Annotated in this window: 9 protein-coding genes; 7 read left to right on the top strand and 2 right to left on the bottom strand. The window is 61.0% G+C overall.

The features are described 5' to 3' along the window. Window positions 1–119: 119 nt before the first annotated feature. Both ACQ4WP_RS23660 and ACQ4WP_RS23655 read left to right on the top strand, forming a co-directional pair. Window positions 120–449, top strand: coding sequence for a hypothetical protein (locus ACQ4WP_RS23660; protein WP_436524898.1), 330 nt, complete (start codon window positions 120–122; stop codon window positions 447–449). After that, window positions 446–1,291 carry an HDOD domain-containing protein gene (locus tag ACQ4WP_RS23655; RefSeq protein ID WP_436524896.1) on the top strand — a complete coding sequence of 282 codons (846 nt, stop codon included), beginning with the start codon at window positions 446–448 and terminating at the stop codon, window positions 1,289–1,291. Before ACQ4WP_RS23660 ends, ACQ4WP_RS23655 begins: the two co-directional genes overlap by 4 nt. Window positions 1,292–1,443: 152 nt before the next feature. On the opposite strand, the gene ACQ4WP_RS23650 is transcribed toward ACQ4WP_RS23655, so the two are convergent. Continuing rightward, window positions 1,444–1,770: a hypothetical protein gene (locus ACQ4WP_RS23650; protein ID WP_034746769.1), complete on the bottom strand. Its 327-nt coding sequence runs from the start codon at window positions 1,768–1,770 to the stop codon at window positions 1,444–1,446. Between the two features lie 285 nt (window positions 1,771–2,055). Then, a complete protein-coding gene (locus tag ACQ4WP_RS23645; protein ID WP_436524894.1) occupies window positions 2,056–2,211 on the bottom strand; it encodes a hypothetical protein in 156 nt (51 codons plus the stop codon). A gap of 261 nt (window positions 2,212–2,472) precedes the next feature. Between ACQ4WP_RS23645 and miaB the strand changes: the two genes are divergently transcribed. From miaB to ACQ4WP_RS23620, 5 genes are all read left to right on the top strand, one after another. Next, window positions 2,473–3,840, top strand: coding sequence for a tRNA (N6-isopentenyl adenosine(37)-C2)-methylthiotransferase MiaB (gene miaB / locus ACQ4WP_RS23640; RefSeq protein ID WP_436524892.1), 1,368 nt, complete (start codon window positions 2,473–2,475; stop codon window positions 3,838–3,840). Continuing rightward, the gene (locus ACQ4WP_RS23635; protein ID WP_436524890.1) at window positions 3,837–4,901 is read left to right on the top strand and encodes a PhoH family protein; all 1,065 of its coding nucleotides are present in this window, start codon (window positions 3,837–3,839) and stop codon (window positions 4,899–4,901) included. Before miaB ends, ACQ4WP_RS23635 begins: the two co-directional genes overlap by 4 nt. Continuing rightward, window positions 4,885–5,358, top strand: a complete 474-nt coding sequence (gene ybeY / locus ACQ4WP_RS23630; protein WP_436524888.1) for an rRNA maturation RNase YbeY — start codon at window positions 4,885–4,887, stop codon at window positions 5,356–5,358. Before ACQ4WP_RS23635 ends, ybeY begins: the two co-directional genes overlap by 17 nt. Beyond that, window positions 5,355–5,774 carry a DUF4259 domain-containing protein gene (locus tag ACQ4WP_RS23625; RefSeq protein ID WP_436524886.1) on the top strand — a complete coding sequence of 140 codons (420 nt, stop codon included), beginning with the start codon at window positions 5,355–5,357 and terminating at the stop codon, window positions 5,772–5,774. The genes ybeY and ACQ4WP_RS23625 overlap by 4 nt, the downstream gene beginning before the upstream one ends. A 117-nt stretch (window positions 5,775–5,891) precedes the next feature. Further along, window positions 5,892–6,770, top strand: coding sequence for a CorC family transporter (locus ACQ4WP_RS23620; protein ID WP_071075558.1), 879 nt, complete (start codon window positions 5,892–5,894; stop codon window positions 6,768–6,770). The last annotated feature ends 53 nt before the right edge of the window (window positions 6,771–6,823 follow it).

Genomic DNA, 6,823 nt, shown 5'->3' with positions numbered 1-6,823 from the left:
GGGCCCGCAGAGCAATACAACTGCAACAAGGCCGGATATAGAACTGCAGCCTAGCCTGTCTGAAACACACAAAATCACCTTGCCAAACGGGAGGCGTCCATATAGTCGTCATGGCGGTCATGCATCAACATCTACCCCTGGAACAAGTGCGTCCTGGCATGGTCTTGTCGGATGTTTTGCTCGACGCGCATGGACAAGTACTGTTGCCGCAAGGCGCGGTACTGACGGAAAACATGCTGGCCCTGATGCCGCGCCACGGCATCGACATGCTGCCGATCCAGGCGCCGCCACCCTCGCCGGAAGAAGTAGCCGCACAGCAAGCGGCCAACAGCGCGCGGCTAGCCCATCTGTTCCGCAAGCATGATCCGGACGATCCCGAGGACGTGGCCACCACCTTGCTGCGCAGCTATGTCACGCAATACCGCCTGGGTACGGGAGACGCGACATGAGCACCCAGCTGACCCTGGACGATATCGTCGCCCACCTTGATGACCTGCCCTCGCTGCCCGCCGTCGTGATGGAGTTACTCAACAGCATCGACCAGGACGACGTGGATATTTCCGTGCTGGCGAAAAAAGTGTCGTACGACCAGGCGCTGACGGCAAAAACCCTGCGCCTGGCCAACTCTTCCCAATATGGCCTGCAAGTGAAGGCCACCACCATCCAGCAGGCGATTACCTACCTGGGCTTCCAGACCACGCGCAGCCTGATCACGTCGGCAGCCATCACGGGCTGCTTCCCGGAAGGACGCTGTCCCGGCTTCGACGACAAGGCCTTCTGGCGCCATTCGGTGGCGACGGCCGCCTGCGCCAAGGTGCTGGCACGACAGATCCGCTTCAACCAGGATTACGCCTTTACGGCCGGCTTGCTGCATAACATCGGCCGCCTGGTGCTGGTCAGCAGCTTTCCCGCGCACTACGCACAAGTCATCGCGCACCAGGCAACGCACGATTGCAGCCTGCTCGAAGCGGAGCGGGCCGTGCTGGGCGTGGACCATGTGCAGGCAGGCGTGGCACTGGCCGAGCACTGGAATTTTTCCGACACCATGCGCCTGGCGCTGGCCAACTACCTGCAGCCGGAAACGCCGGGGGCCGGCTTCCTGGCAGCGCTGATCCATGTGGCCAATGCCATCGTCTGCGCGCTCGACCTGGCGCAGGCGGGCGACGACATGGTGCCGCGCGTCTCGCCGGTGGCCTGGGATGCGCTGGGCCTGGGCGAAGACACGTATCTGCAGCTGTTCCGCGAAACGGAGCTGCGCTACGACGAAATCACCTCGGCACTGCTGAGCTAAACACCGCGCCAAATGCCAACGGCTCTCGCCTCGAGGCGAAAGCCGTTATGGGTACTGCGGTGTATCCATGTTACCCGGTCCATGCTGCCCGGTCCACGCCAGCCTGTTACCGCCAGCAGCTACGCAAGCGGCACAGTCAGCGCGCAACCACATCAGTGCGCGTAATTCGATTCTTGCGCATCGCCGCGGTCTTCCGCTTTTGGACGGCCCTGGGCGTCGGACAGACGATACTTGGTGCGGCGGTCGCCCATCAAGTCACGCAGGTCACGGATGCTCATGCCCGTCACTTCGTGCATGCGGATCAGCAGCGAGGCGCCGACCGGCAAGCGGTGGTGGCGGATCTTGCTGATGACGGGTGGCGCCACTTCAAGCAGGCGCGACAGGGCTGCGTCGTTTTTCAGCTGCATCTTGCTCAGCAGAATATCCAGCAGGTGATTCGGGTTGTAACTCTCTTGCGATGCTAATGCATGATGTGCCATGATTTTTCCTCGTCTGGTGAATGTAGAAAATAATGCCGATACGAACTTAAGGCTGGCTTAGAGTGTTTAAATAAACGTCTTTCCATCGGTTTCAGCCTCCCCTCCGTCTTCCCTCCTTATCGCATTGCCTGCACAGGACTCGCACAGCCACGTCCAGCCAACGTGCGCAGCGTGCCGCGTGAGTAAAAGCACGTGCAATTCACTAAAATGAATTGCATATAAGGCAATATACTAGCCCAAACAGGCCGCATCTGCGCCTCGCGCAAACTTCCTGATTGTTAAATATCAATCAAGCTGCTGGTTGGCTTGGAAACGATGCCTTTTCAACACATTAGGATGCCAGCGGGCGCGCACAAGGCTTTGCAGCAACTTGTTACAAATCAATGGTGTCGCACGGCAATAAATGCTTTTCAGCATCGCCGTGCCGTGCGCCGTATTCACGCCGCAATCTTGTCGGCAAGATCAGCACGACATGGCCCGTCACGACGATTTACGCTAAACTATGGCCTGAACTTGCAGCGAGCCTGCCACCGGGCAGCCAGAGGCGCCCGGCCGGTCACCCACCGTCCCCCGCCCTGAGCGGCGCCCAGCGCAAGCCCCCTGTCCAGCTTATTTGCCGCCACACTTATTTGCCCCAGTTATTTGCCCCAGTTATTTGCCCCATTTATTTGCCGCCACATTTACCGATAAGCACCCGACTCCATGCAGAAAAAAGTATTCATTAAAACCTTCGGCTGCCAGATGAACGAGTACGACTCGGACAAGATGGCCGATGTGCTGGGCGCCTCCGACGGCCTGGTGCGTACCGACACGCCGGAAGATGCCGATGTGATCCTGCTCAACACCTGCTCCGTGCGCGAAAAGGCGCAGGAAAAAGTGTTTTCCGACCTGGGCCGTCTGCGCGAGCTGAAACTCGCCAAGCCGCACCTCTTGATCGGCGTGGGCGGCTGTGTGGCGTCGCAGGAAGGCGACGCCATCGTCAAGCGCGCACCGTATGTCGACATGGTCTTCGGCCCGCAAACCCTGCACCGCCTGCCGCAGATGATCGAACTGCGCCGATCGAGCGGCGCCTCGCAGGTCGATATCAGCTTCCCGGAAATCGAAAAGTTCGACCACATGCCGCCGGCCAAGGTCGACGGCGCCTCGGCGTTTGTTTCCATCATGGAAGGCTGCAGCAAATATTGCAGCTACTGCGTGGTGCCCTACACGCGCGGCGAGGAAGTGTCGCGCCGCTTCGAAGACGTGCTGACGGAAGTGGCGGGACTGGCCGCCCAGGGCGTCAAGGAAATCACCCTGCTGGGGCAGAACGTGAATGCCTACCGCGGCGCGATGGAAGGGGGCGAGATCGCCGACTTCGCCCTGCTGCTCGAATACGTGGCCGACATTCCCGGCATCGCCCGCATGCGCTTCGTCACCAGCCACCCGAAGGAATTCACGCAGCGCCTGATCGACGCCTATGCCAAGATCCCGCAGCTGGTCGACCATTTGTACCTGCCGGCGCAGCACGGCTCCGACAAGATCCTCGGCGCCATGAAGCGCGGCTACACGGGCCTCGAATACAAGTCCATCATCCGCCGCATCCGCGCCGTGCGCCCGAACATGGCGATTTCCTCGGACTTCATCGTCGGTTTCCCCGGCGAGACGCAGACCGACTTCGACGCCATGATGAAGCTGATCGCGGACGTCGGCTTCGACAACAGCTACAGCTTCATCTTCAGCAAGCGCCCCGGCACGCCGGCCGCCAGCCTGGAAGACGACACGCCGCATGAAGTCAAGCTGGCCCGTTTGCAGCAGTTGCAGGCGGCCATCGACGCCAACACGCGCAAGTACAGCCTGGCCATGGTGGGTAGCGTGCAAACCATCCTCGTCGAAGGCCGCTCGAAAAAGGACACGGACGACAGCGAGCTGCAAGGCCGCACGGAAAACAACCGCGTAGTCAATTTCGACGCCGGTCCCGACGGTTTGCAATTGATCGGCCAACTGGTCGACGTGCGCATCACCGAAAGCCATTCCTACACCCTGCGCGGCGAACTCGTCGCCAGCGCACCCGCATTGAAAAGAGCCAGTTGAAAACCAAAGCCCCGATACAGCCGCATTACTTCATCCCCGAGCCGCTGGACAACACGCGCCTGGCGCATTTGTGCGGGCCGCTCGATGAAAACCTGCGCCAGATTTCCGCCGCCCTCGACGTGACGATCTTCCGCCGCGGCGAGAAATTCATCGTCGGCGGCAGCAATGCCGAACGGGCCGTGGAAATCCTGGAACAGTTCTACGCCATCGCCAACAAGGTCGTGCCGCTGGAAGAAGTGCAACTGGCCCTGGTGGAACAGCGCGCGGGCCTGTCCGCAGCCTCGGAACACCATGCCAACGCCCCCATCAGCACCTTCGTCGAACCGGACATCGCCAGCCCCGTGCTGAAAACCCGGCGCAGCGACCTGCGCGGGCGCACGCCGCACCAGATCGCCTACCTGCGCGACATCCTCGAACACGACATCAGCTTCGGCGTAGGTCCGGCCGGCACGGGCAAGACCTACCTGGCCGTCGCCTGCGCCGTCGACGCGCTCGAACGCGACGCCGTCAAGCGCATCATCCTGACGCGCCCCGCCGTCGAAGCGGGCGAACGCCTGGGCTTCCTGCCGGGCGACCTGGCGCAAAAGGTCGACCCGTATCTGCGTCCCCTGTACGACGCGCTGTACGATTTGCTGGGCTTTGACCGCACGCAAAAACTGTTTGAAAAACAGGTGATCGAGATCGCCCCGCTGGCCTACATGCGCGGGCGTACCCTGAACCACGCCTTCGTCATCCTCGATGAAGCGCAAAACACTACCGTCGAACAGATGAAGATGTTCCTGACGCGCATCGGCTTTGGCAGCAAGGCCGTGGTGACGGGCGATGTGACGCAGGTCGATCTGCACAAGAGCCAGACGAGCGGCCTCATCGACGCCGTACACGTGCTGAAAGACGTGCGCGGCATCGGCTTCACGCAATTTAACAGCAGCGACGTGGTGCGCCATCCGCTTGTCGCCCGCATCGTCGATGCCTATGAAACGGCGCAGGCGGCCGGCGCCAACGCCGCCCAGTTACTCCCCCTGATCAAACCAGCTGCCGCCAAAAATGTCCGAAAAAAATAAACTGTCCTTGTCCGTGCAATACCCGGACGCCCGCCTGGAAACCCTGATCACGCGGCCGAAAGTGCGCCGCTGGGTCAAGGCGGCCCTGTTCGCGCCTGCCGAATTCACCATCCGCTTCGTCGACGCGGAAGAAGGCCGCACCTTGAACCGCGACTACCGCGAGAAGGACTACGCCACCAATGTGCTGACCTTTGCCTACAACGAAGGCGAAGAGTTGGGCGACGACGAGCCGACGCGCGCCGACATCATCCTGTGCACGGACGTGCTGGAAAAGGAAGCGGCAGAGCAAAAGAAAAGCGTGGAAGAGCATACGGCCCACCTGATCGTACATGGCGTGCTGCATGCGCAAGGCTACGACCACATGGATGACGAAGAAGCCACCGAGATGGAGGGCCTGGAAACGGAGATCCTCGCGAAACTCGGCATCACCGATCCGTACCAGGAGTGCGCGCCATGAGCACCTGGGCACTTGATGCCTTCGGCAACGACTACGCCATGGATTGGGCGCAGGATTTGCACGAATATAAAACCCTGGAACTGGTCGAGACCACGCTCGACAACGTCATCGACAGCACGGAGGTGGAACTGGAAGCGCCGTTCGCCGCCGAAGCGCTGGCCGCGCTGGAAGTGATCGCGCGCCTGCTGGGCAAACCGGGCGAGGACGACCCCGCCACCGCCGAAGTGGATGAATGGGTGGCCGCCTGCAAGAAGAAAGTCACGCCGCCGCTGCTGGAAAAGGCGCGCCTGACGCTGGACAAGATCGGCGCGGAAACGTCGGAACTGCGCCAGCTGTGGCAGGACAGCGAGCATTTCACCGACTGGCAGGCCGACGTGGCGGCCTTGCGCGCACGCGTGCTGGGCCCGGACGCCTGAAACGTCGCGCAACGGCGCACTTCAACGTATTAAATTTGCATCAAAAGCGGGGAAATCCGGTATTGCCCCACTTTTGGTGTATCCTGTATCCCTTCGCAACAACGGCTCACGCCTCCTATGCCCGAGCACCCTAGTGGCGTCAGAACTGACGTCAAGCCCCACCGGTCACTGTTTGAACGCCTGACCGCACTCATTTCCCCCGAGCCAGAGAACCGTGCAGAATTGCTCGATGTTCTACACGATGCGCATGAACGCAAGCTGATCGACGCCGACGCCCTGTCGATGATCGAAGGCGTGTTCCAGGTATCGGATCTCTGTGCGCGCGACATCATGATTCCCCGTTCGCAAATGGATGTCATCGACATCAGCAAGCCAATCGAGGAATGGATGCCGGAGGTCCTGTCCACCGCCCACTCGCGCTTCCCCGCGATCGAAGGCGAACGCGACAAGGTCATCGGCATCCTGCTGGCGAAAGACTTGCTGCGTTATTACGCAGAAGAAACTTTCGACGTGCGCGACATGCTGCGCCCCGCCATCTTCATCCCCGAATCGAAACGCCTGAATGTGCTGCTGCGCGATTTCCGCGCCAACCACAATCACATGGCCATCGTCGTCGATGAATACAGTGGCGTCGCCGGCCTGATCACCATCGAAGACGTGCTGGAACAGATCGTCGGCGATATCGAGGACGAATACGACTTCGATGAAGCCGAGGACAATATCCTCTCGCTCAAGGAAGGCCAGTTCGGCCCCCGCTGGCGCGTCAAGGCGCTGACCGAGATCGAACAGTTCAACGAAGAAGTGGGCAGCCACCTGGTGGACGACGACGTCGACACCATCGGCGGCCTCGTTTCGAAGTACCTGGGCCGCATGGCGCACAAGGGCGATATTTTCGACCTGGGCAATTTGCGCTTCGAGGTGCTGCGCGCCGATGCGCGCCAGGTGCACGTGCTGCTCGTCGAGCGCCTGCCCAACGTGCCGGAACTGGAACTCTGACATGCGCGTGCTGTAAATGCGTTTCAGACGCTCAGATCCCAACGCCCCCGCCA

It is taken from the genome of Janthinobacterium lyxosi (assembly GCF_051380665.1).
Classification (GTDB): Bacteria; Pseudomonadota; Gammaproteobacteria; order Burkholderiales; family Burkholderiaceae_D; genus Janthinobacterium.
This window is presented reverse-complemented; position numbering and strand designations above follow the sequence as displayed.

What these genes read in the sequence shown, in the direction of transcription:
- ACQ4WP_RS23660 (WP_436524898.1), top strand. Translation starts at nt 120, where the DNA reads ATGCATCAACATCTACCCCTGGAACAAGTGCGTCCTGGCATGGTCTTG.
- ACQ4WP_RS23655 (WP_436524896.1), top strand. Translation starts at nt 446, where the DNA reads ATGAGCACCCAGCTGACCCTGGACGATATCGTCGCCCACCTTGATGAC.
- ACQ4WP_RS23650 (WP_034746769.1), bottom strand. Translation starts at nt 1,770, where the DNA reads ATGGCACATCATGCATTAGCATCGCAAGAGAGTTACAACCCGAATCAC.
- miaB (WP_436524892.1), top strand. Translation starts at nt 2,473, where the DNA reads ATGCAGAAAAAAGTATTCATTAAAACCTTCGGCTGCCAGATGAACGAG.
- ybeY (WP_436524888.1), top strand. Translation starts at nt 4,885, where the DNA reads ATGTCCGAAAAAAATAAACTGTCCTTGTCCGTGCAATACCCGGACGCC.
- ACQ4WP_RS23625 (WP_436524886.1), top strand. Translation starts at nt 5,355, where the DNA reads ATGAGCACCTGGGCACTTGATGCCTTCGGCAACGACTACGCCATGGAT.
- ACQ4WP_RS23620 (WP_071075558.1), top strand. Translation starts at nt 5,892, where the DNA reads ATGCCCGAGCACCCTAGTGGCGTCAGAACTGACGTCAAGCCCCACCGG.